Origin of the sequence: Hymenobacter psoromatis (assembly GCF_020012125.1) — a bacterium.
GTDB classification, from domain to species: domain Bacteria; phylum Bacteroidota; class Bacteroidia; order Cytophagales; family Hymenobacteraceae; genus Hymenobacter; species Hymenobacter psoromatis.
In genome coordinates, this window is sequence record NZ_JAIFAG010000001.1 from 1,788,925 (window position 1) to 1,809,121 (window position 20,197).

The following is a 20,197-nucleotide window of genomic DNA, read 5'->3' on the forward strand; positions in this document are numbered from 1 at the left end:
CTATGAAAACGCCAGCTATTTAATGTATACATGAAAAGAGTACTCTTTATTGACCGCGACGGTACCATCCTCATCGAGCCGCCGACCGACTACCAAATTGATGCCTGGCATAAGTTCGACTTCGTGCCCGGTGCCATCACGGCCCTGGCCCAGCTGGCCCGCGATGGTGAGTACGAGCTCGTGCTGGTTACCAACCAGGACGGCCTTGGCACCGCCAGCTACCCCGAGGATACCTTCTGGCCCTACCAGCAAAAAATGCTGGACATCCTGAAAGGGGAGGGGGTCGAGTTCAGCGAGATTCTCATCGACCGCAGCTTTGCCCACGACCCGGCCCCGACGCGCAAGCCCGGCACCGCGCTACTCACCCGCTACCTCGACCCGGCCAACGGCTACGACCTTACGCACTCCTACGTGATTGGCGACCGCGGTACCGATGTGCAGCTGGCCGAGAACCTGGGCTGCCGCGCCATCCTGCTCCACGCCGAGGCCGACGAGCGCGCCGCGCTCAGCACCACCGACTGGGCCGCCGTGTACGAGCACCTGCGCCGCCCGCCGCGTCGCGCCCACATCATGCGCAACACCAATGAGACGCGCATTGAAGTTATTCTCAACCTCGATGGCACCGGCCACACCGACTGCAAAACAGGCCTGGGCTTTTACGACCACATGCTTGACCAATTGGGTAAGCACAGCGGCTGCGACCTCTACGTGCGCACCCACGGCGACCTGCACATCGATGAGCACCACACCGTGGAAGACACGGCCATCGCCATCGGCGCGGCCTACGACGAGGCCATCGGCGACAAGCGCGGCGTGAACCGCTACGGCTTTTTGCTGCCGATGGACGATGCCCTGGCCCAGACCGCCATCGACTTTTCGGGCCGGCCCTGGCTGGTCTGGGCCGCCGACTTTAAGCGCGAGCGGATGGGTGACGTACCCACCGAGCTGTTTTACCATTTCTTCAAAAGCTTCTCCGACGCGGCCCGTTGTAACCTCAACATCAAGTGCGAGGGCGACAACGAGCACCACAAAATCGAGGCGATTTTCAAGGCCGTAGCCAAGTCTATTAAGATGGCCTTAGTGCGCGACCCGGCCGGGCAGCACGTGATACCCAGCACGAAAGGCATTTTGTAAGTCTTATTTATCATTTGGGTAAAATTGGATAGAAACCCTTATTAACCAAATGTTTTAACATGAACATCGCTGTTATTGATTACCAGGGCGGCAACGTGCAGTCCGTGCTGTTTGCGCTGGAGCGCCTGGGTATGAACGCTACGCTGACTGCCGACCCCGACCTAATTCGCCAAGCCGACCGGGTGCTGTTTCCGGGCGAAGGGGAGGCCAGTTCGGCTATGCGGGCGTTGCGCGCCGCCGGCCTCGATGAGGTGCTGCCCACGCTCACGCAGCCGTTCTTGGGCATCTGCCTCGGCATGCAGCTGCTGGGCCGCCACAGCCAGGAAGGCCCGGCCGGCGGCACCGAAATGCTGGGGATGCTGCCCTTTGATGTGGTGCGCTTCACGCCGCCCGATGCGGCGCACAAGGTGCCCCACATGGGCTGGAACAACCTGCACGACCTGCAAACGCCGTTGTTTGCGGGGCTGCACGGGCCAGCGGAGGGGAGCCCCCAGTTGGATTTGAACCAGTCGCCAGCCCCGTCGCGGCGGCCCACGGCTGCCGATTATGTGTACTTCGTGCACAGCTATTACGCGCCGGTGGGCGACTATACCATTGCCCAGGCCAGCTACCCAGCCGGGGTGCCATTCAGCGCTGCCGTGCGCTACCGTAATTTCTACGGCGTGCAGTTTCACGTGGAGAAGAGCGGACCAGTGGGCGAGCAGATTTTGAAGAACTTTCTGTCCGCTGACCTTGCCTAGTTCCTTTAACAAATGATGTAATTGCGTTTAACAAGGCCGCAATTTGCATATTACCCAAATGAATATAATTCCCGCCATCGACCTCATCAACGGTTCGTGCGTGCGCCTGACGGGCGGCGACTTTGCCCGCCAGACCACCTACGCCGCCGACCCGCTGGCCCAGGCGCAGTACTTCGAGCAGTTGGGGGCTACCCACCTGCACCTGGTAGACCTCGACGGAGCCCGCGCCCGCGAGCCGCGTCAGCTGCCGGTGCTCGAACGCATTGCCCGCCACACGAAGCTGCACATCGACTTTGGTGGGGGCATTCAGACCACGGCGGCGGCCGAGGCGGCATTTGCGGCCGGGGCGGCGCAGCTCACGGCGGGCAGCATCGCGGCCCGCGAGCCCGCATTAGTAGGGGAGTGGCTGGCTCGGTTCGGGGCGAAGCGCATCATTATCGGGGCCGATTTTAAGGCTGACTTTATCGCCGTAAGCGCTTGGACTGAGCAGAGCACCCAGCGTCTGCCCGACTTTATCGGGGCCTACCTGGCGGCTGGAGCTACTACCTTCATCTGCACCGATGTGAGCCGCGACGGCCAGTTGCAAGGCCCCGCCACTGCTACCTACGCCGCATTGCGGCAGCAGTTTCCGGCGGCGCAGTTTGTGGCCAGTGGCGGCGTTACGACCGTGGCCGACCTGGCGGCGATGCGCGAGCTGGGGATGGCCGGGGCCATCATTGGCAAGGCCATTTATGAGGGTAAGATTACGGAAGTGGAGTTGCGGGCTGAACTACAAGGACAAGTATAACCCAACGGCATGCTCCCAACTACTCCGGTAACCACGGTTCTTTTTGACCTCGACGATACGCTCTTCGACCACATGGCTACGGCGCGGGCGGCCCTGGCCGCCACGGCGGCCATCCGGCCGGCCTTGCAGCAGGTGCCATTAGAAGAGCTTTATCAGCGCTACAGCGAGCTGCTGGAGGAGTTGCACCCGCTGGTGATGACGGGCCAGCTTTCGTACCTGGGGGCGCGGCAACTGCGCTTTCAGCGGCTGCTGGCACCGTATGAGCCGGCCGTCTCCGCGGTGGTAGTTACGCAGGTGGCTGAGCAGCACTATAGGCATTATCAGCGGCTGCGGCAGCCCGTGGCGGGCGCGTTGGCGCTGCTGAAATGCCTGAAGCCGGACTACCAGATTGGGATTGTAACCAATAACCGCACGGCCGAGCAGGAAGAAAAGCTGCGCCACCTGGGCATGCGCGAGTTCGTGGATGCCTTGATTACCTCGGAGGGGGTAGGGGTGCTCAAGCCGGACCCTGCTATTTACGAAGTGGCCCTGCGGCGCTTGGGAGTCACGGCCGCCGAAACGGTGATGGTGGGCGATAATTGGCAGGCCGACGTGCTGGGGGCGCTGGCCATGGGCATCCGGCCTGTCTGGCTGAACCGCCTGGGGGTAGCCCGGCCGCTGGCCCACGTAGCGGAGTTGGCCAGCCTGGAGCCGCTGGTTGACGTATGCCAACAACTCATCGGGCCTCACTAGCTCTCAACGGGATGGGCTTCGAGTTTAGGCTGGTCTTGTCGGCCGCTCAATTAGCCAGTGATGCCGGGGACTTCCAACGGGTTACTTCCTGCTTGGAGCAGTTGACTTTAGTGAGGCTATATCTTGTTGAGGCTGACCCGACCTATAGAAAGTACGTTTTCGCACTTCCTTTTAGAAGTAAGTGGCCGGAAGATTTCGTTATCGAGGTTGATGGGCAGGGATGGTACGTGTGTTTCTATTCCGCCACCAATTCCCAACAGCTCTCCGTATTGCAAACGCTTAGGCAATGCCTGCATAAGGTAGGGATAACGGGTATGTTCGAAGAATTTTAATAAGAAAAAGAGATGCTGACCAAACGCCTCATTGCCTGCCTCGACGTGCAGAACGGCCGTACCGTGAAGGGCACCAACTTCGTAAACCTGCGCGATGCCGGCGACCCCGTGGCCCTGGCCGCGCGCTACGCCCAGGAGGGCATTGACGAGTTAGTGCTGCTCGACATCACGGCCACCGTGGAAAAGCGCCGCACCCTCATTGAGCTGGTGCGCAACGTGGCCCGCGAGGTCAATATTCCGTTCACCGTGGGCGGGGGCATCGGGGCGGTGGCCGATGTGGAGGCGCTCCTATTAAGCGGTGCCGATAAGGTTAGCCTTAACTCCTCGGTGCTGCGCGAGCCTGGCCTCATTGACGAGTTAGCTCGCCGCTTTGGCAGCCAGTGCATCGTGGTGGCCGTTGATGCCCGCCAAACCAACGAAACCGCCGCCCATGCGGCCGACGAGGCCTGGGAAGTCTTTACCCACGGCGGTCGCCACCCCGCCGGCCGCGAGGCCCTGGCCTGGTGCCGCGAGGCTGCCGAGCGCGGCGCGGGCGAAATCCTGCTCACCAGCATGAGCCACGACGGCACCCGCGACGGCTACGCCCTGGGCCTCACGCGGGGCGTGGCGGCGGGGGTAGGGATACCGGTTATTGCCTCGGGGGGGGCCGGGGCGGCTCCGCACTTCCGCGACGTGCTGCGGCCTGGCGGGGCCGATGCTGCGCTGGCGGCCAGCGTCTTTCACTTCGGCGACCTCTCGGTGGCCGGCCTCAAAAATTATCTCCTGACCGAAGGGGTGGCCATGCGCCCGGTAGGGTAGGGGCAATTTCCTGGCACCTGATTTTTATGCAGCAGCAACTAGCCCATGTCACGCTGGTCGTGCGCGATTACGACGAGGCCATTCACTTTTATACGCATCAGCTGGGGTTTCACCTGGTGGCCGACACGCCCTTGGGCGACGGTAAGCGCTGGGTGCTGGTGGCCCCGCCGGGCGCCGGGGGGGGTAGTGCGCTGCTGCTGGCCCAGGCCGACGGCCCTGAGCAGTTGCGCTACGTAGGCAACCAGACCGGCGGCCGGGTGTTCTTATTTTTAACGACCGACGATTTTTGGCGCGACTACCACCGCCTGATGGCGCAGGGCGTGCAGTTTCAGGAAACGCCCCGCGAGGAAGTATATGCTACCGTGGCCGTTTTTGCCGACCTCTACGGCAACCTCTGGGACCTGCTGCAACCTAAGCCCGCACCCATTACCTGAGTTGGCTCAAGCCGGCTGGCTCATCATTTCTTCTCTTACCGGCGGTTCTTACCCGCCGCTTTGCCTTTCCAAATGAATACGGAGTTAGATTTTGATAAAATGCCTGACCAGCTCATTCCCGCCATTGTGCAGGATGCCGCCACGGGCCAGGTGCTTATGCTGGGCTACTTTAATGCCGAAGCCTGGCAACGCACCCAGGCCGAGGGCCGGGTCACGTTCTTCTCGCGCTCCAAGCAGCGCCTCTGGACCAAGGGCGAAACCAGCGGCAATTTCCTGCAGGTAGTAAGCTTGCATATCGACTGCGACCGGGATACAGTATTAGTAATGGCCCGGCCCGACGGCCCGACCTGCCACCGGGGTACCACGAGCTGCTTCGAAGCTCAGTCAACTGCAACCGGGGAGGTAGGGGCTAGTACCGATGCCGCGCTGCCTACTCCCCCGGTTGGCTTCCTGGCCGAGCTAGACCGCCTCATCGAGCGCCGACAGCAGCTGCCGCAGGAAGAGCCGGGTTCTTACACTGTTCGCTTATTTGAAAAAGGCTTGGCCCGGATTGCGCAAAAAGTAGGGGAGGAGGCCGTGGAAACCGTTATTGACGCGATGGCGGGTAACCGCGTAGGCTTGCCTGGGGAAGCTGCCGACCTGCTCTTCCACCTGCTGGTGTTGTTGCGGGCCTCGGGCTCGTCGCTGGACGAAATGCTAGGCGTGTTGCGTCAGCGCCACCAGACTATCGCCGCCGGGCAGCGCCGTCCGCTGCCCGAATAAGCGAGTCCGCTCCCTTCCCGCTGCTAAATAAAGTGACGAGAAGTTGAGAGATATTCCAGCTTAACATAAGTAATAGATAAGTAAACTGCCTGTTGATTTTCACCTCTTTATTGGTTCAGCCGGCGCTCAATCTTATCCAGTAGGGCGCGCACCAGGGCCAGGTCTGCCACGTCGGTTACATCGAGTTGGGTATTAACGCCAGGGCCCGCTAACTGAATGCGAAAGAGTATTGCTGGTGGGGTAGTAGGCTGGGGTAAACCAGGACCCGCTGTTGAGCGGGACGCACGGGCTGGTTCAGGGCCAGGCGGTGTCTGTGAAGCGAAAATCGGGTTCGTCGGCTCGTTGAGGCCGAAGAGGCTGGCAATTGCGTCTGCCGTAGCTGGGGGGGCTAAACGGGGTGGCGGTAAGGGAATTGCTACTGGCACGCGGGGTTGATTATTTGGAAGGCTGGTCGCTACTGGTTCCTCCGTAACTTCAGTGGCTGTCGTTGGGGGACCCGCGGGGCCGGGTACTTGGCGGAAGACATTGGGACTAGGATTTGGACTGGCGAGTTCCCTCTTGGGTGGCTGTTGCGCTGCTAGCTGGTCGATATCGGCCAGTATGTTGTGCTCATCCAGTAACCCCACCATCCGGGCTCCGTCAATAAAGGCTTTGGCCACGCTCTGGGTATTTATTTCCTCTACGTCGAACTCGCGCATCAGTAAGACGTCGAGCATGGCAACAGGTAGCTCCCGGCTGCGAAATTTGCGGCACAGCTGTGTGAAGAGCGGCGGGGTAAGAAAGGCTTCCCGGTGAAACAGTAGTTCTTCCTGTTTGTCGTAAGCATGTTTTATGCGTCGGAAGAGTGTCGTAGTAGTAAGCATTTCTCGCTTGCTTGTGAGGAGGCCAAACTTTACGGCTGAGCCCACAATAGCCTTGAAAGAACCACTTACCTTACGATTTAGCTTACGGGCGCACGTTTCTAGGGCGCACTTGCCGCCCGTATCGTCTACTACTTCAGCTATTTCCCAGGCTCCACTGTAGCTAGTGCGGGGATAATCTATAAGTTTTGGCATTTAAGCAGTAGTATAAAAGAGGTGGATATGCTGAGGTGAGTACGAAAGGAAGACAAGTATAAACAAGGAAGAATGATAAAGTATACTAAAGTACAAAAAAGTTTAAAGTCCATATTTATTTTTAAACTTTTTTGTACTTTAGTATACTTTGGTCTGGTCTGTAATTTTAAACCCTCTTTTTTATACTTAACTAAAGCCCCAACAGGATAGGAGATACTTCAGCAACTATGAAGTTCTTCCTACTTTGCTCATCAATCTTATCCGCTGATAAATAACGCTTATACTAATGCACCATCACTACTACTTCAATGGCAACCAGAAAACTACTCAAAAAACTACTTGCTGACATAGGAAAGCTTCCACAAATAACTCGGGTCTCAAGTAAAAGCAACTGCTGGGGTAGCTGGTGGTTCTTAGGAATCAACTTCAACTTCACAAAACCAACCTCATCTTGACCAACTACATGTACGCAGACAGACCAGTTTACACTTAGCATATCTACTAGATAAGATTAAGCGCCTACTAGTCGATGAGATTTCTAGACTACGCAGGTAATAGTACTCAAAGATACAACCACTATTATTTGTCTTATAATTAATATTATGTTAAATTAAGCAGCGAAATAACGGAAAGCCTTCCCTAGATGCCTCTCCTCTTCTACCAACATGGAACTGACAAAAAAATCCCCAACCTTCATCAGGCTGGGGATTTTTGACCTACTTAATCTCAGCGTAAAATTATTTCTTCAAAGCTTGTAGCCGGTCTTCCATCCGCTTGGAATCGGCATTACGCCCGAGGCGGAAATATACCTTCTGAAGCGCACTGATGCTGGCCGCATCATTGGGCTGAATTTCGAGCGACTTCTCAAAGTACGGCACCGCAGCTTCGAAATATTTCTTACCTTGAGTCTCCAGCGGCTTACCCTTTAACTGGTACGTTTTCAGGTCCATTTTACTGGCCTTAGTATACATGTTAGCCGCTTGGTTGAAGTTGTAGATACCCATATTGAACTGGGCATCAAAATTATTCGGGTCCAACTCAATGGATTTCTTGTAGTCAGCCTGCGCGAGGTCAGTTTTCTTCTGGGCGTCGTAGAGCGAGCCGCGCACCGCGTACAGGTTGGCATTGGTGGGGTCGGCGGCGATGGCTTTGCTGATTTTTTCCATTGCCGCATCGCTATTGCCCCCCGTCATAGACATGTTCAGGTCCTCAATCAAAAAAGCCTTGTTCGTCGGATACGCTACCAATGCTTGCTTGAGAACCTGCTGCGCCTCCGGCTCATTTTTTTGCTGGTGCGCTATCTGGAGCAAGCGAGTGTACACGTTAACCGGGGCTGGCTTCGACTTATAGGCGTCCATGCCCAGCAGCTGGTTATAGCTGGTCTTAGCCCCGGCGAAGTCTTGCTTGGCTTCCTCAGCGTAGGCCGTATAGAGCACGGCAGTCGTATCCTGGGGGTTAAGCTGCGAAGCCAGCTTATAATTGGCGATGGCCTTGTCGAAATCTTTATCGTTGTAGTTTTTTACCCCGGCATTAAACGCCTGGCCATAAAGGTTTTGTAAACGTGAAGGCACCTGCTTACCGTATTCCCCGCTTGGGCCGTCCAGTTCCAGGGCCTTTTTGTACGACTCAGCCGCTTTTTGCAGGGCCTCGCCCGGCTGCATATCTTTAGTATACTTGGCAAAGAGGGCTTGAGTATTGGGGTCCAGCAGCTGGTAGTAGATTTCGCCTCGGGTAAACCAGGTTTTAGCCTTGTCCTTGGTCTTATCATTGGCAATGGCTTCGTTGATGCTTGCTAACGCCTTGTCCAGCTGGCCGGCTTTTTGACTAAGGAGAGCGTTAGTAACGGCCGAATTCTGGGCCAGGGCCGGCGTGGCCAAGCCAACGGCGGCCGTTAGGGCGACCGATGCGGCTAGCGTCAGAAAGGTCTTTTTCATGGGAGAAAGAAAGAAAAGATGAGTGATGGGGCAAAACTACGCCCAATCGGCAAAGGAATACTACCGGGGCTTTACGGCGCGCCGCCCGGCTGGTTTACATCGCATCCGGTTAAAGTTCTATTGAGTGAGTAAAGGCCCAAAAAAGGCCGCCCGCTACGCGGACGGCCTTCTCCTAGCAAGGTTGGTTTTTATTCCTGCTCGTCGGGACCTTCGCCGTCCTCCGCGTCGGCCAGAGCCAGGTCTGGCTCGTCGGGGCTACCCCCTACCCCATCGGTGATGTCACCTACTGAACCAGTCTCCGCTAGCTCGGCCAACGGGTCTAGCTCTACTTCGGCGGCCGCGACCTTGGCCACTGAGGAAATCTCGTCGTTGGCCGCCACCTTAAACAGGCGCACACCCTGCGTGGCGCGGCCGATTGTCCGCAACTCACTCATACTCAGCCGAATGGTGAGACCCGAGCGGTTAATTATCATCAGGTCGTCGGCATCGGTTACGGCCTGAATAGACACTAGCTTACCAGTTTTCTCGGTTACCTGCATCGCTTTCACGCCCTTACCACCGCGGTTGGTGACGCGGTAGCCCCCCTCCCCATCCAGGGCCGAGCGCTTACCGTAGCCATGCTCGGTCACCACCAGCAGCTCCTGCTGCTCGGAGTCGGCGATGCAAACCATGCCCACTACCTGGTCGTCAGGCTCGTCCTCGCTCAGCGTGATACCGCGCACGCCGGCCGCCGTGCGGCCCATCGGGCGCACTTTTTCCTCGGGAAAGCGTACCGCCCGGCCCGAACGCGAAGCCAGCACGACCTGCGAGTTGCCAGCCAGCAGCTGCACGTCGAGCAGGCGGTCGCCTTCGTTGATGGTAATGGCGTTAATACCCGCCGCTCGCGGCCGCGAGTAGGCTTCGAGGGGGGTTTTCTTCACCGTACCCTTGGCGGTGCAGAACATAAGGAAGGTGTTCTCCAGATAGTCGGGCGAGCGCAGGTTGCGCACGTTCAGCACCGAGCGCACAGCGTCTTCCTTGGGCTTATCAATCAGGTTTTGCAGCGGGGTACCCTTGGTGGTTTTAGCGGTTTCGGGCACCTCGTAGGCCCGCAGCCAGAACATGCGGCCCTGCTCCGTGAAGATGAGCAGATACTCGTGGGTAGTAGCCACGAACAGATGCTCCGTGAAGTCGTCCTGCTTCGAGCCGGCCCCGCGAGCCCCTACCCCCCCCCGATTCTGGGTGCGGTACTCATCGAGGCTGGTGCGCTTGATGTAGCCCTCGCGGCTCACGGTAATTACCATTGCCTCGTCAGCAATCATGTCCTCCATCGAGAAGTCGCCGCCCGCATGGTTGATGCTGGTGCGGCGCTCGTCGCCGTAGCGCTCGCGCATCTCCAGCAGCTCGCGCTTGATGAGGGCGCGCTGCTCCTGGGGCGAGGCCAGGATGGCATTCAGCCGGTCCACCTCGCGCATCAGCTCCTCGTACTCGGCCACGAGCTTGTCGCGCTCCAGGCCGGTGAGGCGCTGCAGGCGCATGTCCAGGATGGCGCGGGCCTGCACCTCACTCAGGGCGAAGCGCTCGATGAGACCCAGCCGGGCCACCTCCGGGTCGCGCGACTCGCGAATGAGGCGAATCACCTCGTCCAGGTGGTCCAACGCGATAAGCAGACCTTCCAGAATGTGCGCCCGCTTCTGCGCCTCGGCCAGCTCGTAGCGGGTGCGGCGCACGATGACTTCCTCGCGGTGCTCCACGAAGTACACGATGAGGTCGCGCAGGTTCAGGGTCATCGGGCGGCCCTTGACCAGGGCCACGTTGTTGACGCCGAACGAGGATTGCAGCTGGGTGTACTTAAACAAGTTATTGAGCACCACCGTGTTCAGGGCATCGCGCTTCAATTCATACACAATGCGCATGCCATCGCGGTCGCTCTCGTCGCGCAGGGCGGCGATGCCCTCAATCTTCTTGTCATTAATCAGCGCGGCCGTCTTCTCAATCATCGAGGCTTTATTCACCTGGTAGGGAATCTCGGTCACGATAATCTGCTCCTTGCCGTTGGGCAGGGTCTCGAAGTTGGTTTTGGCCCGCAGCACGATGCGGCCCCGACCCGTTTCAAATGCCTGCTTCACGCCCTCGTAGCCGTAGACGATGCCACCGGTCGGAAAGTCCGGGGCCGTCACGTACTGCATGAGCTCCGGGATGGTAATCGCCTCGTTGTCGAGGTAGGCCACGATGCCGTCCACCACTTCACGCATGTTGTGAGGCGCCATGTTGGTGGCCATGCCCACGGCAATGCCGCTGGTGCCATTCACCAGCAGGTTCGGGAACTTGGCGGGCAGCACGCTGGGCTCTTCGAGCGAGTCGTCGAAGTTGGGCTGGAAGTCCACCGTGTCCTTGTCGAGGTCGCCCAGCAGCTCGTCGGACAAGCGCTTGAGGCGGGCCTCGGTGTAGCGCATGGCGGCCGGCGAGTCGCCGTCAATCGAGCCAAAGTTGCCCTGACCGTCCACCAAGGGGTAGCGCAGGCTCCAGTCCTGGGCCATGCGCACCATCGTGTCGTAGACCGAGCTGTCGCCGTGCGGATGGTACTTACCCAGCACCTCACCCACGATACGAGCCGATTTTTTGTGGCTTTTGGAATACGAGACGCCCAGCTCGCTCATACCGTAGAGCACGCGCCGGTGCACGGGCTTCAGGCCGTCGCGCACGTCGGGCAGCGCCCGTGAGATGATGACCGACATCGAGTAGTCGATGTAAGCCCCGCGCATCTCGTCTTCGATGTTAATCGGAATAATTTTTTCGCCTTCGGCCATCTGGTTAAGCTGTTAGCCACTAGCGATTAGCTGGTAGCTCGGGTTCAACGAAAGGCGACGACTCCTAGCGGCCGGCGATTAGCCTGGGCTAACCATTCCAGAACGTCGCTAGTAGCCCTCGCTATAATACACGCGCAAGATACGGCGAAAAACCCGGTTTTTCTAGCTTTTGCGGGACTTTTTACCCGCGCTCGTCAGGTGGACGAGACCGAGCTCCTGCCCTGCCCTACCCCCCTCAAAATGCGTAATTCGATGCAAGTACTTCGCAGGTCACTTTCGCTGCTTATTTTAGCGGCTTGCTGCGGTCGCTATCCTTGTGGTTGTCGCTACCCTGCCGGTTCACTTTGATGCGCTCGCCGATGGCCGGGTACTGCATCCGCCAGATGGGCCGGGCGCGGTACTTCACCCCCTCGTGGTAGTGGGCCTTGCGGATGTGGCACGAGTCAATGGGACAAGTGCGGCAGCCAGCCAGGGCCAGTATGCATAGCAGCAATAAGAAGGATAGCCTGCGGCTGGGAGGGAGGGGTAGGCGCAACTTCATAGGGGACAAAGATACGGCCACCTTTCCGGCCGTGGATAGCCCGGCGGCTACCTTTGCCGCTACCTCGCGTGTGGTAAGTCCTCCCAGCCATTCGGCTCCTCCCTAAAAAGAGAAGCCCGGCGGCTGCAAACAGACCGGGCTTCGAGGTTACGCTTGTCTGCCTACAGTTGCGGCGGCAGGTCGGTGCCCTCCCACTCAGCCAGAAACTGCGCCACGAACTGCTCCATAAAGTGGTGGCGCACGGCGGCCAACTGGCGGGCGGCGGGCGTGTGCAGGCGGTCTTTCAGGTGCAAGAGCTTCTCGTAGAAGTGGTTAAGGGTGGGCGTGGTGCTTTGCTTGTACTGCTCAAAATCGGCGTGTGCCACGGGCGGCACGGCGGGGTCGTGCAGCGGGCGGCCCTTGTGGCCGCCGTAGGCGAAGGCCCTACCCACCCCGATGGCCCCGATGGCGTCGAGGCGGTCGGCATCCTGCACCACGGCCGCCTCGGGGCTACTCACGGGCGTTTCGACCCCCAGGCCCTTAAAGCTAACCTCGCGAATAACCTGCTCGACGCGGGCGATAGTGGCCTCCGGTACCTGCTGGCTCAGGAGCCAGGCGCGGGCGGCGCGGGGGCCGGCCTCGTAGTCGCCGCCGTGAAACTTCCAGTCGGCAATGTCGTGCAGCAGCGCCGCCAGCTCGGTTACCTCGGGGTCGGTACCGGGGGTTTGGGCGGCCAGCGCCCGCGCCACCTGCCACACCCGCCGGATGTGCGGCCAGTCGTGGCCCGAGCCTTCGGCGCGGAATTTCTCTTCGATGAAAGCGGCGGTGGTTTCAATTATCATTTGCCAATTATTAAGTATCAGTGCATAGCCAAATCGGCACTAAGCCGCCTAGCAGCTACTGCCTTTCCTTTCTGACGCGACTTTCGCGCAAAGATGCGGGCGGCGGCTCTAGCTTGCGGCTTTATTCCCTACCCCCCCCCTTCTAGCCCGACTCTTACCTTGGAAAAAATTGCCATGCTGGGCGGCGGCTCCTGGGCCACGGCCCTCACCAAAATTCTCTCCGAAAACGGGGCCCGTGTGGACTGGTGGCTGCGCTCGAAAGACGACGTGCAGCACCTGCAGCGCACCGGCCACAACCCGCGCTACCTCTCGGCCGTGCAGCTCGACCGCCACCGGGTGTTTCCGACCGCCGACCTGGCCGATGCCGTAGCCGAGGCCGACTGGCTGGTGCTGGCCGTGCCGGCGGCCTTCGTGCAGCCGGTGCTCGACAAGCTAGGCCGCGACGCGCTGCGCCACAAAACAGGCGTCGTCTCGGCCATCAAGGGCATGATTCCGGGTAAGAATGTGCTCGTGACCGACTACGTACAGGAGCGCTTCCGCCTACCCCCCTCCCACCTGGGCGTGATAGCCGGGCCCTGCCACGCCGAAGAAGTGGCCCTCGAAAAGCAGAGCTACCTTACCATTGGCTCGCCCGACGTGCCGGGCCTGGCTACGGCCTTTTGCCAGCTGCTGCGCAACCGCTACGTGAGCGCTCACCCGGCCGCCGACCTCGACGGCATCGAGTACTGCGCCGTGATGAAAAATATCATCGCCCTGACCGGCGGCATCGCCCACGGCCTGGGCTACGGCGATAATTTTCTGGCCGTGCTGGTCAGCAATGCGGTGCAGGAAATCCGGCGCTTTCTGCAAGCCATCTCGCCCCAGCCGCGCGACCTCTCGGCCTCGGCCTACCTCGGCGATTTGCTGGTAACTTCTTACTCGCAGTTTTCGCGCAACCGAACATTTGGGAGCATGGTGGGCCGGGGCTACTCCGTGAAATCGGCCCAGCTGGAAATGAACATGATTGCCGAGGGCTACTACGCCGTCAAAAGCATTCACGAGCTAAACCGCAAGCTGAAGGTGAACATGCCCATCACCACGGCGGCGTATAATATTCTCTACGAGCGTATTGCGCCGGCCGTGGAGCTGGAAATATTGAAAGAGAAACTTAGGTAGATGGTAATTTTACTCGATTTGGATGGCGTATTAATCACGACGCCAGCTTGGCGGGCGGTAGAAACTGCGGCCGATGGCTTCTGCAAATTCAATGAGCGAGCCACGACAAACCTAGCTGCTATTCTGGCCGAAACTAAAGCGGCCTTCGTACTGACGACTTCGCACCGTATCAACTATTCGGTCACGCAATGGGAAGCGATTTTTAAAGCACGGAGTCTTTTCCCTTCGGCTATCACAAAGGTGAATAACCGCACTACGCTGCCCCAGGCCGGCTCCCGCGCTAGTGAGATTGAAACCTGGGTAATGCGACAGAGTGCAACCACTAACTACGTTGTAGTTGATGATGACCTTTCGCTACACACCCTACCCCCAGCTATAAAAAGCCGGTGCGTACTTACTAAACCGCTAGTTGGTCTGGATACCACCGCTACTAAGCAGGTGCTACATATCTTGCGTAGCAACGCTTTCCCAACTACCCTATGAACTGGCTCCCCCTGGCCCTGCTCACGGCGCTGTGCCTGGCGGGCTATAACTTCTTTATCAAGCTGGCCGCCGACTCCCTACCCCCCGCCGTGGGCGCGGTGGTGCTGCAGCTGGTGGCGGCCGGGCTGGGCGCGGCGTGGCTGCTGCGCCAGTGGCTGGCGGGACAGCCGCTGGCCGTATCGGGCCGCGGGCTGGGGCTGGCGGCGCTGGCTGGCCTGTGCGTGGGGCTGGCCGAGATGCTGACTTTCGTGGTGTTTCGGCGCGGGGTACCGGCCTCGGTGGGCACGCCCGTCATTGTGGGCGGCTCGGTGCTGCTGGCCACGCTGCTGGGGCTACTGGTGCTACGCGAAAGCCTCACGCTGGGCCAGGTGGGTGGGCTGGCGCTCATCGTGGGGGGGATTGGGCTGCTGGCGCGGGGGTAGGGCGGGTAGATACGGGCAGGATGGCAACCTCGGCGGTTTGGAAAACTGCTGGCTGAGCCCCCGGTGGGGCCACCAGCCACACTTCGTATTCCGCGGGGCCCGTTGGGGTAATCAACCGTTGCTGGTCGCCCTCTACTACCGCCAGCGGCAGCAGGGGCTGGCCCGCACTCAGCACGCGGTGCTGCCAGCACAGGGCCACGGCTTTGGCCGATTCCAGGACCCAGACCCGCCGCCAGCGGTGCGCCCGCAGCCAGTCGTAGGCCCGGTCGTAGTCCTGCTGCCGTTGCGCCTGCCACCGCATAATGGGGCGCTCCCGGTGCAGGCGGTAGCTTCCATAGGCCCCCAGCAGCAGGGCCAGCGCTACCAGGCCTGCGCCTGGGGCCACGCGCCGGGCGGGTCGCCAGGCGGCCCGCAGCTTATTCATTACCACCTGCCCGGCCAGCCCCCCCAGCACCAGCAGGGCCAAAAGCACCGCCAGTAGCGCCCGCGCCGGTACGTAGGCCCGCTGCACCAGCAGCAGCGGCAGCCATAGCACCAGTTGCCCGTAGAGCAGCCAACCCAGCCGCCGGGCCGGCTCCGGCAGCTTTCCCCAGCGCAAAACCAGGGGGGTAGCACTAGCAATGGCGACAAAAAGCGCGGCACTGATGGCCCGCTGGCCCAGCAGCTCACTAGCCGTGCCAAGCAGATAGAAAGGCCCCAGGCCAGTCCAGAAAGTGTTCCCCGGCATCGGGCGCACGTAGGGGTTCGCCACCAGCATATTCCAGCCCGATACTGCCCCAATGGGCGCGTAGAGCACCATAGCAGTAAGGCCGATGCCCGCCGTGATTACAGCTAAGTGGAGCAGTTTTAGCCGCCGCGCCCGGCCGCGCCCGCGGCTAAACCCGATAAGCAGCGCCAGGCCCAGCCCTAATAGCACGTAGAGGTGGGTCGGCACGGCGTAGAGGCCCACTACCGCGCTCAGGCTGAAAGCGGCCCAGGCGCGCTGCCGCGCAAACCGGCGCAGGCCCTGGGGGCGCAGCAGCGCTAAGCTGGCTGCCAGCCCCGCCAGCAGCGCGGCCAACAGCAGGCAGTATCCGCGGCCGGCTACTGTGTAAAAAACCATCAGGGGCGACAAGCAGAACAACCCCCAGCCCACCGTGGCCGGCAAAAAACCCACGTAGCGCAGCAGCAGCGCGTAGCCCCAGGGCAGCAAGGCCAAGCCCAGCAGAGTCGGCACCAGGCGCAGCGCCACCACGGGCGGGGCAGCCGGCAGCAACCCATGCACCGCCCCCGCCAACAGGTTGGCCAGCACGTGGTTATTGGGCAATAAGTAGCTACTGGCCGTGTGGGCCGGCCCCAACAGCACCCAGTAGTCGTAAGAAGCTATCTCGTCAATATTCAAGGCGTAGTCCCAAGCATACCACAGCCGCACACCCGCCGCGGCCAGCAGCAGGCTACCCGCCAGCACCCGCTCGGGCCCACTCAGCCCCGCCAGCGGAGCCCACCACGCGGCCCTCCCCCGCGGCCGCCGGGCCGGCGGCTGCCGCCCTACCCCCCCCACCAGCGCCAACCCCGCCCCGGCCGCCACCACCGCCAGGCCCACGCGCAAAGCCGCGTATCGCGCCGGGCTGCACGGCAGCTTAATCGAGCTGGTCGTCAGGGCGTAGTTGGCTCGTCTGAGGCGGCCAACCAGGTCCGGGTAAGAAGTAGTCCCAAATAAAACCAGCAGGCCCAGGCTTGCTACCAGCAAGCCATATAGCTGCCACCGAAGAATAAAACGCATAGCTCACGAGAAAACAGCTCCCAACTAAAGCGGTCTGAGGCAGGTCATTAAGCAGACAAGTAATCCGGTGCGGTTGCTAGTCGCTAACCGCAAAATATTCCATCCTGACCAGCTCCGCCCACACCCGGTGAGTGGGCAGGCCCATCACGTTGAAATAAGAGCCTTCCAGGCGCTCGATGCCCACCAAGCCCAGCCAGTCCTGCGCGCCGTAGGCCCCGGCCTTGTCGAAGGGCTGGTAGTTTTCCACGTAAAAATCAATCTGCGCGGCGCTAAGCGGGCCGAAATACACGGTCGTTTCGTCAACAAATGATACCGGCGCGCGGCCGTCGCCGGGCAGCAGGCACACGCCGGTATACACCTGGTGGGCGCGGCCTTGCAGACGGCGCAGCATCTGGCGGGCCTCGGCGGCATCGGCGGGCTTGTTGAGTACGTCGTCGTCCAGGCACACGATGGTGTCGGCCGTGAGCAGCAGCTCGTCCTCGGCCAGACCGGGGCGGTAGGCGGCGGCCTTGTGCCGGGCCAGGTACTCGGCCACCTCGCCCCGACGCAGCTGGGGCGGAAAATCTTCCGCTACCTCGCGCAGCCGGATTTCATAGGCCAGGCCCAAATCCGTGAGCAGCTGGCGGCGACGGGGTGAGTTAGAGGCAAGAATCAGACGCATATTTTTTTAAACTGTTCGCCATTAGCGGGGTCTTAGCCGATAGCTTTTTTTCGACTGCATTTTCTGGTAGCTAAGCGCGAAAACTGCTTATTTTTAAAGTAGAAATTTTTCCTACCCCTCGCTTGTGGCTTCCGCCCAGAAATACGGCTCGAAGGGCGTCGGCACCTCATCAGCCAGACTCGAAAAAAGCAGGCCGGCCAGCACTTTGGGGTAGAAGAAGGTGGATTTGGCCGGCATCACTTCGCCCGAGCGGCACACGGCCTCAACCTGGGCCATCGTCACCTCATTGGTGAGGAAGGCGGCGCGGGCCTCGCCGCGGTCTACTTGCTGCAGGCACTCGGCCAGGCCGCGCACGTAGGCCAAGGTCGGGTTGCGGCGCTGGGCGGCGGCATCGCCCAGGCCCAGGGCTTGCTGGAAAACGAAGTAATGCATCACCGTCAGGTCCAGGTCCTTGACTTCGGGGGTAGTATCCCAGGCGAGCTGGCTATGCACCTCGGGGCGCAGGCGCAGCTTGTAGGCGGCCCCGCCGGGCAGGTACAGGCCCAGGGCCCAGCGCTTGCCGGCCAGCAGCTCGGGCAGGTCCTGAGCCTCGACCTGGGCGCGGATGGTGAAGTAGGGTGCCAGGCGGGCCAAAAGCTGCTCGTCGGTGAGGCCGCCGGGTAGCGCGCGCAGCAGGCGGTGGGTGGGCAGGATGCGCAGGTCGTCGCTAGCCGCGTTGGTGAGGTACATCAGGTGGTAATTCCAGGGCTCGTGGCCGGTGCTGCCGCCGGGGCCGGCGGCCAGCTGCCGGGCCTGGCGGTAGGCCACGGAGGCTTCGTAGCGGTGGTGACCATCGGCCAGAATCACCGGCTGGCCCGCCAGCACCCGCTGAAACTGCCGGATGGCCTGCGCATCCTGAATCACGGCCAGCACATCGCGTGCGCCCTGGTAGTCCTCCTCCGTCTGGCAGAGCGGGTCCCGGATAGCCTCATCCATCAGCGCTTCCAGGGTAAAATCCGCGTCGCGGTACAGCCCGTGGGTAGCGCTGGTTTGCAGGCGCAGGGCGGCTAGCAGCTCGGCCCGGTCGTTGACGGCGGCGGGCAGCGTGCTTTCGTGGCGCAGCACTACCCCCTCGTCCCAGCCGTAGGCCCGGATGTGGCACATGAAGCCCTTGCGGCAGCGCTCGCGGGCCTCGCCCGGCAGCCGGAAATACTGGTAGTAGACGTAGATGCCCGGCAGGCCATCCTGGCGCAGCACGCCCTCGGCCTGCCAGCGGGCCAGGCGGTGGGCGGCGGCTTCGGGGGGTAGTAGCTCGCCCTCGGCGCGGGGCACCGAGAGGTGAATCGAGTTCAGCGGCTGCTGGTAGAGGGCCTCGCGCTGGCGGGCGCTCACCACGTCGAACAAGGGCGAGGCTACCGCGTCCATCTCGGCACTCAGGGCGGGGTTGTAGCGCCAGCCGCGCAGGGGTTGAATTTCAGCCATTAAATCAGGTGTCAAGTATCAAGGCCAGCAAAATCGATACCTGAAATCACGGGGCCAGACGGCTGATTTTCCACTCCCTACCCCCCTCTTCGCGCTCATACACCAGGCGGTCGTGCAGGCGGCTGGGGCGGCCCTGCCAGAATTCGACCCGCGTGGGGCGCAGCACGTAGCCGCCCCAGTGCGGTGGGCGGGGCAAGGGGGCCTGGCCCTGGAAGCGGGCTTCGACCTCGTGCTCGCGGGCTGCCAATTCTTCCCGGCTGCCAATGACTTCGCTCTGGGGCGAGGCCCAGGCCCCGACCTGGCTGCTGCGGGGCCGGCTCTGGAAATACTCGGTAGAAACCTCGGCCGAGGCTCGTTCGACTACCCCCTCCACCCGCACCTGACGCTCCAGACCGGGCCAGAAAAAGTTGAGGGCCGCCCGCGGCTGGCTGGCCAGCTCGTGGCCCTTGCGCGAGTCGTAGTTGGTATAGAAGAGAAAGCCCGCGTCGTCGGGCAGGCCCTTGAGCAGCACCACGCGCTGGCTGGGCTGGCCGGTGGCCGCGTCTACGGTGGCCAGGGTCAGGGCCGCGGGCTCAGGCAGCTGGGCGGCCACGGCCTCATCGAGCCACTGCCGAAACTGCGCCACGGCCTCGGGCCGCACGTCGGTTTCGAGCAGCGTGCGCTGGGTGTAGCTCTGGCGCAGGTCGGCTAGTTCGGCGTCGGTCATGCGGTGAATTAGTAAAGGAGTAAGTGAATTATTTTTGATTAGCAACCAGCAAGCAGCAGCTAAACAACAAAGGTAGGCGGGGCGGCTCCCTACCCTCCAACCGCGGCGCGGCGGCTACGTAGCTAGGGGCATGAAATCCGGTACGCTACTCATCTCGCAGCCCTTTTTGGGCGACCCTAACTTTGAGCGCAGCGTGGTGCTGCTCTGCCGTTACAGTCCGGCAGAGGGGGCGTTTGGCCTGGTGCTGACCCGCCCTACCCCCCTGGTGCTGGGCGATGTGCTGCCCCTGCCGCCCGGCGCGCCCGCGGCCAGCCAGCGGCTGCCACTCTTGGCGGGCGGCCCGGTGCAGCCCGATACGCTGCACTTTCTGCATCAGCGGCCCGAGCTGCCGGGGGCTACTGACCTCGGCCAGGGCGTGTACTGGGGCGGTGACTTCGACCTGTTTTTAGCGGGGCTGGCAGACGAGGCCGCGGCCGCCACGGTGCGCCTGTTCGTGGGCTATTCGGGCTGGTCGGCGGGGCAGCTGGAGCAGGAAATCGAGGGCGGCTCCTGGATTCGGCAGCCCGCCTCTGCCGGGAAAGTGTTTACTTTGGAGTCTGATGCGTTCTGGCGCTCGATTCTGCGTGAAAAAGGCGGACGCTACCGCGCCCTGTCCAATTATCCGCTCGACCCGCGCCTGAATTAATTT

General features: G+C 61.2%; 19 protein-coding genes. 11 read left to right on the top strand and 8 right to left on the bottom strand.

Annotated features, from left to right (window positions below):
• The first annotated feature begins 30 nt into the window (after positions 1–30).
• The 7 genes from hisB (at position 31) to hisIE (ending at position 5,719) form a co-directional block, all read left to right on the top strand.
• On the top strand, positions 31–1,134 hold the full coding sequence (gene hisB / locus LC531_RS07640) for a bifunctional histidinol-phosphatase/imidazoleglycerol-phosphate dehydratase HisB (protein WP_223649719.1): 1,104 nt from the start codon (positions 31–33) through the stop codon (positions 1,132–1,134).
• Positions 1,135–1,193: 59 nt separating this feature from the next.
• Positions 1,194–1,874 (top strand): imidazole glycerol phosphate synthase subunit HisH, encoded by a 681-nt coding sequence (gene hisH / locus LC531_RS07645; protein ID WP_223649720.1) that lies wholly within the window; start codon positions 1,194–1,196, stop codon positions 1,872–1,874.
• A 58-nt stretch (positions 1,875–1,932) separates the two neighbouring features.
• A complete protein-coding gene (locus LC531_RS07650) occupies positions 1,933–2,661 on the top strand; it encodes a 1-(5-phosphoribosyl)-5-[(5-phosphoribosylamino)methylideneamino]imidazole-4-carboxamide isomerase (RefSeq protein ID WP_223649721.1) in 729 nt (242 codons plus the stop codon).
• A 9-nt stretch (positions 2,662–2,670) separates the two neighbouring features.
• On the top strand, positions 2,671–3,393 hold the full coding sequence (locus LC531_RS07655) for an HAD family hydrolase (RefSeq protein WP_223649722.1): 723 nt from the start codon (positions 2,671–2,673) through the stop codon (positions 3,391–3,393).
• A gap of 344 nt (positions 3,394–3,737) precedes the next feature.
• Positions 3,738–4,523, top strand: a complete 786-nt coding sequence (gene hisF / locus LC531_RS07660; RefSeq protein WP_223649723.1) for an imidazole glycerol phosphate synthase subunit HisF — start codon at positions 3,738–3,740, stop codon at positions 4,521–4,523.
• A gap of 26 nt (positions 4,524–4,549) precedes the next feature.
• Positions 4,550–4,957 carry a VOC family protein gene (locus tag LC531_RS07665; protein WP_223649724.1) on the top strand — a complete coding sequence of 136 codons (408 nt, stop codon included), beginning with the start codon at positions 4,550–4,552 and terminating at the stop codon, positions 4,955–4,957.
• A gap of 72 nt (positions 4,958–5,029) precedes the next feature.
• Positions 5,030–5,719, top strand: a complete 690-nt coding sequence (gene hisIE, locus LC531_RS07670; RefSeq protein ID WP_223649725.1) for a bifunctional phosphoribosyl-AMP cyclohydrolase/phosphoribosyl-ATP diphosphatase HisIE — start codon at positions 5,030–5,032, stop codon at positions 5,717–5,719.
• Positions 5,720–7,511: 1,792 nt separating this feature from the next.
• On the opposite strand, the gene LC531_RS07675 is transcribed toward hisIE, so the two are convergent.
• From LC531_RS07675 to LC531_RS07690, 4 genes are all read right to left on the bottom strand, one after another.
• A complete protein-coding gene (locus tag LC531_RS07675; RefSeq protein ID WP_223649726.1) occupies positions 7,512–8,708 on the bottom strand; it encodes a tetratricopeptide repeat protein in 1,197 nt (398 codons plus the stop codon).
• Positions 8,709–8,896: 188 nt separating this feature from the next.
• Positions 8,897–11,497, bottom strand: a complete 2,601-nt coding sequence (gene gyrA, locus LC531_RS07680) for a DNA gyrase subunit A (RefSeq protein WP_223649727.1) — start codon at positions 11,495–11,497, stop codon at positions 8,897–8,899.
• Positions 11,498–11,780: 283 nt separating this feature from the next.
• Positions 11,781–12,038 carry a hypothetical protein gene (locus LC531_RS07685; protein ID WP_223649728.1) on the bottom strand — a complete coding sequence of 86 codons (258 nt, stop codon included), beginning with the start codon at positions 12,036–12,038 and terminating at the stop codon, positions 11,781–11,783.
• Between the two features lie 161 nt (positions 12,039–12,199).
• The gene (locus tag LC531_RS07690) at positions 12,200–12,859 is read right to left on the bottom strand and encodes an HD domain-containing protein (protein WP_223649729.1); all 660 of its coding nucleotides are present in this window, start codon (positions 12,857–12,859) and stop codon (positions 12,200–12,202) included.
• 159 nt (positions 12,860–13,018) lie between these two features.
• On the opposite strand from LC531_RS07690, the gene LC531_RS07695 reads away from it, so the two are divergent.
• Genes LC531_RS07695 through LC531_RS07705 form a run of 3 tightly spaced genes read left to right on the top strand, consistent with a single transcriptional unit; the run spans position 13,019 to position 14,919 of the window.
• Positions 13,019–14,014, top strand: coding sequence for an NAD(P)H-dependent glycerol-3-phosphate dehydrogenase (locus LC531_RS07695; RefSeq protein ID WP_223649730.1), 996 nt, complete (start codon positions 13,019–13,021; stop codon positions 14,012–14,014).
• Positions 14,015–14,497 carry an HAD domain-containing protein gene (locus LC531_RS22995; RefSeq protein ID WP_223649731.1) on the top strand — a complete coding sequence of 161 codons (483 nt, stop codon included), beginning with the start codon at positions 14,015–14,017 and terminating at the stop codon, positions 14,495–14,497. It abuts the gene before it with no gap.
• Positions 14,494–14,919, top strand: a complete 426-nt coding sequence (locus LC531_RS07705; RefSeq protein ID WP_223649732.1) for an EamA family transporter — start codon at positions 14,494–14,496, stop codon at positions 14,917–14,919. The genes LC531_RS22995 and LC531_RS07705 overlap by 4 nt, the downstream gene beginning before the upstream one ends.
• Here the strand turns inward: LC531_RS07705 and LC531_RS07710 are convergent.
• The 4 genes from LC531_RS07710 to pdxH all read right to left on the bottom strand — a co-directional run bounded on the left by LC531_RS07710 (position 14,882) and on the right by pdxH (position 19,509).
• Positions 14,882–16,681, bottom strand: coding sequence for a hypothetical protein (locus LC531_RS07710; RefSeq protein WP_223649733.1), 1,800 nt, complete (start codon positions 16,679–16,681; stop codon positions 14,882–14,884). The two genes, LC531_RS07705 and LC531_RS07710, sit on opposite strands and share 38 nt — an antisense overlap.
• Positions 16,682–16,757: 76 nt before the next feature.
• Complete coding sequence (locus tag LC531_RS07715; RefSeq protein WP_223649734.1) at positions 16,758–17,342, bottom strand: Maf family nucleotide pyrophosphatase; 585 nt, start codon at positions 17,340–17,342, stop codon at positions 16,758–16,760.
• A 111-nt stretch (positions 17,343–17,453) separates the two neighbouring features.
• Complete coding sequence (locus LC531_RS07720) at positions 17,454–18,803, bottom strand: DUF1015 domain-containing protein (protein WP_223649735.1); 1,350 nt, start codon at positions 18,801–18,803, stop codon at positions 17,454–17,456.
• A gap of 46 nt (positions 18,804–18,849) precedes the next feature.
• Positions 18,850–19,509: a pyridoxamine 5'-phosphate oxidase gene (gene pdxH / locus LC531_RS07725; RefSeq protein ID WP_223649736.1), complete on the bottom strand. Its 660-nt coding sequence runs from the start codon at positions 19,507–19,509 to the stop codon at positions 18,850–18,852.
• Between the two features lie 130 nt (positions 19,510–19,639).
• Here pdxH and LC531_RS07730 point away from each other — a divergent pair, with 130 nt between their 5' ends.
• On the top strand, positions 19,640–20,194 hold the full coding sequence (locus LC531_RS07730; protein ID WP_223649737.1) for a YqgE/AlgH family protein: 555 nt from the start codon (positions 19,640–19,642) through the stop codon (positions 20,192–20,194).
• Positions 20,195–20,197: the final 3 nt, after the last annotated feature.

Excerpts from the sequence above, each read along its gene's own strand:
- hisB (WP_223649719.1), top strand. The coding sequence starts at position 31 with ATGAAAAGAGTACTCTTTATTGACCGCGACGGTACCATCCTCATCGAG.
- hisH (WP_223649720.1), top strand. The coding sequence starts at position 1,194 with ATGAACATCGCTGTTATTGATTACCAGGGCGGCAACGTGCAGTCCGTG.
- LC531_RS07650 (WP_223649721.1), top strand. The coding sequence starts at position 1,933 with ATGAATATAATTCCCGCCATCGACCTCATCAACGGTTCGTGCGTGCGC.
- LC531_RS07655 (WP_223649722.1), top strand. The coding sequence starts at position 2,671 with ATGCTCCCAACTACTCCGGTAACCACGGTTCTTTTTGACCTCGACGAT.
- hisF (WP_223649723.1), top strand. The coding sequence starts at position 3,738 with ATGCTGACCAAACGCCTCATTGCCTGCCTCGACGTGCAGAACGGCCGT.
- LC531_RS07665 (WP_223649724.1), top strand. The coding sequence starts at position 4,550 with ATGCAGCAGCAACTAGCCCATGTCACGCTGGTCGTGCGCGATTACGAC.
- hisIE (WP_223649725.1), top strand. The coding sequence starts at position 5,030 with ATGAATACGGAGTTAGATTTTGATAAAATGCCTGACCAGCTCATTCCC.
- LC531_RS07675 (WP_223649726.1), bottom strand. The coding sequence starts at position 8,708 with ATGAAAAAGACCTTTCTGACGCTAGCCGCATCGGTCGCCCTAACGGCC.
- gyrA (WP_223649727.1), bottom strand. The coding sequence starts at position 11,497 with ATGGCCGAAGGCGAAAAAATTATTCCGATTAACATCGAAGACGAGATG.
- LC531_RS07685 (WP_223649728.1), bottom strand. The coding sequence starts at position 12,038 with ATGAAGTTGCGCCTACCCCTCCCTCCCAGCCGCAGGCTATCCTTCTTA.
- LC531_RS07690 (WP_223649729.1), bottom strand. The coding sequence starts at position 12,859 with ATGATAATTGAAACCACCGCCGCTTTCATCGAAGAGAAATTCCGCGCC.
- LC531_RS22995 (WP_223649731.1), top strand. The coding sequence starts at position 14,015 with ATGGTAATTTTACTCGATTTGGATGGCGTATTAATCACGACGCCAGCT.
- LC531_RS07705 (WP_223649732.1), top strand. The coding sequence starts at position 14,494 with ATGAACTGGCTCCCCCTGGCCCTGCTCACGGCGCTGTGCCTGGCGGGC.
- LC531_RS07710 (WP_223649733.1), bottom strand. The coding sequence starts at position 16,681 with ATGCGTTTTATTCTTCGGTGGCAGCTATATGGCTTGCTGGTAGCAAGC.
- LC531_RS07715 (WP_223649734.1), bottom strand. The coding sequence starts at position 17,342 with ATGCGTCTGATTCTTGCCTCTAACTCACCCCGTCGCCGCCAGCTGCTC.
- LC531_RS07720 (WP_223649735.1), bottom strand. The coding sequence starts at position 18,803 with ATGGCTGAAATTCAACCCCTGCGCGGCTGGCGCTACAACCCCGCCCTG.
- pdxH (WP_223649736.1), bottom strand. The coding sequence starts at position 19,509 with ATGACCGACGCCGAACTAGCCGACCTGCGCCAGAGCTACACCCAGCGC.
- LC531_RS07730 (WP_223649737.1), top strand. The coding sequence starts at position 19,640 with ATGAAATCCGGTACGCTACTCATCTCGCAGCCCTTTTTGGGCGACCCT.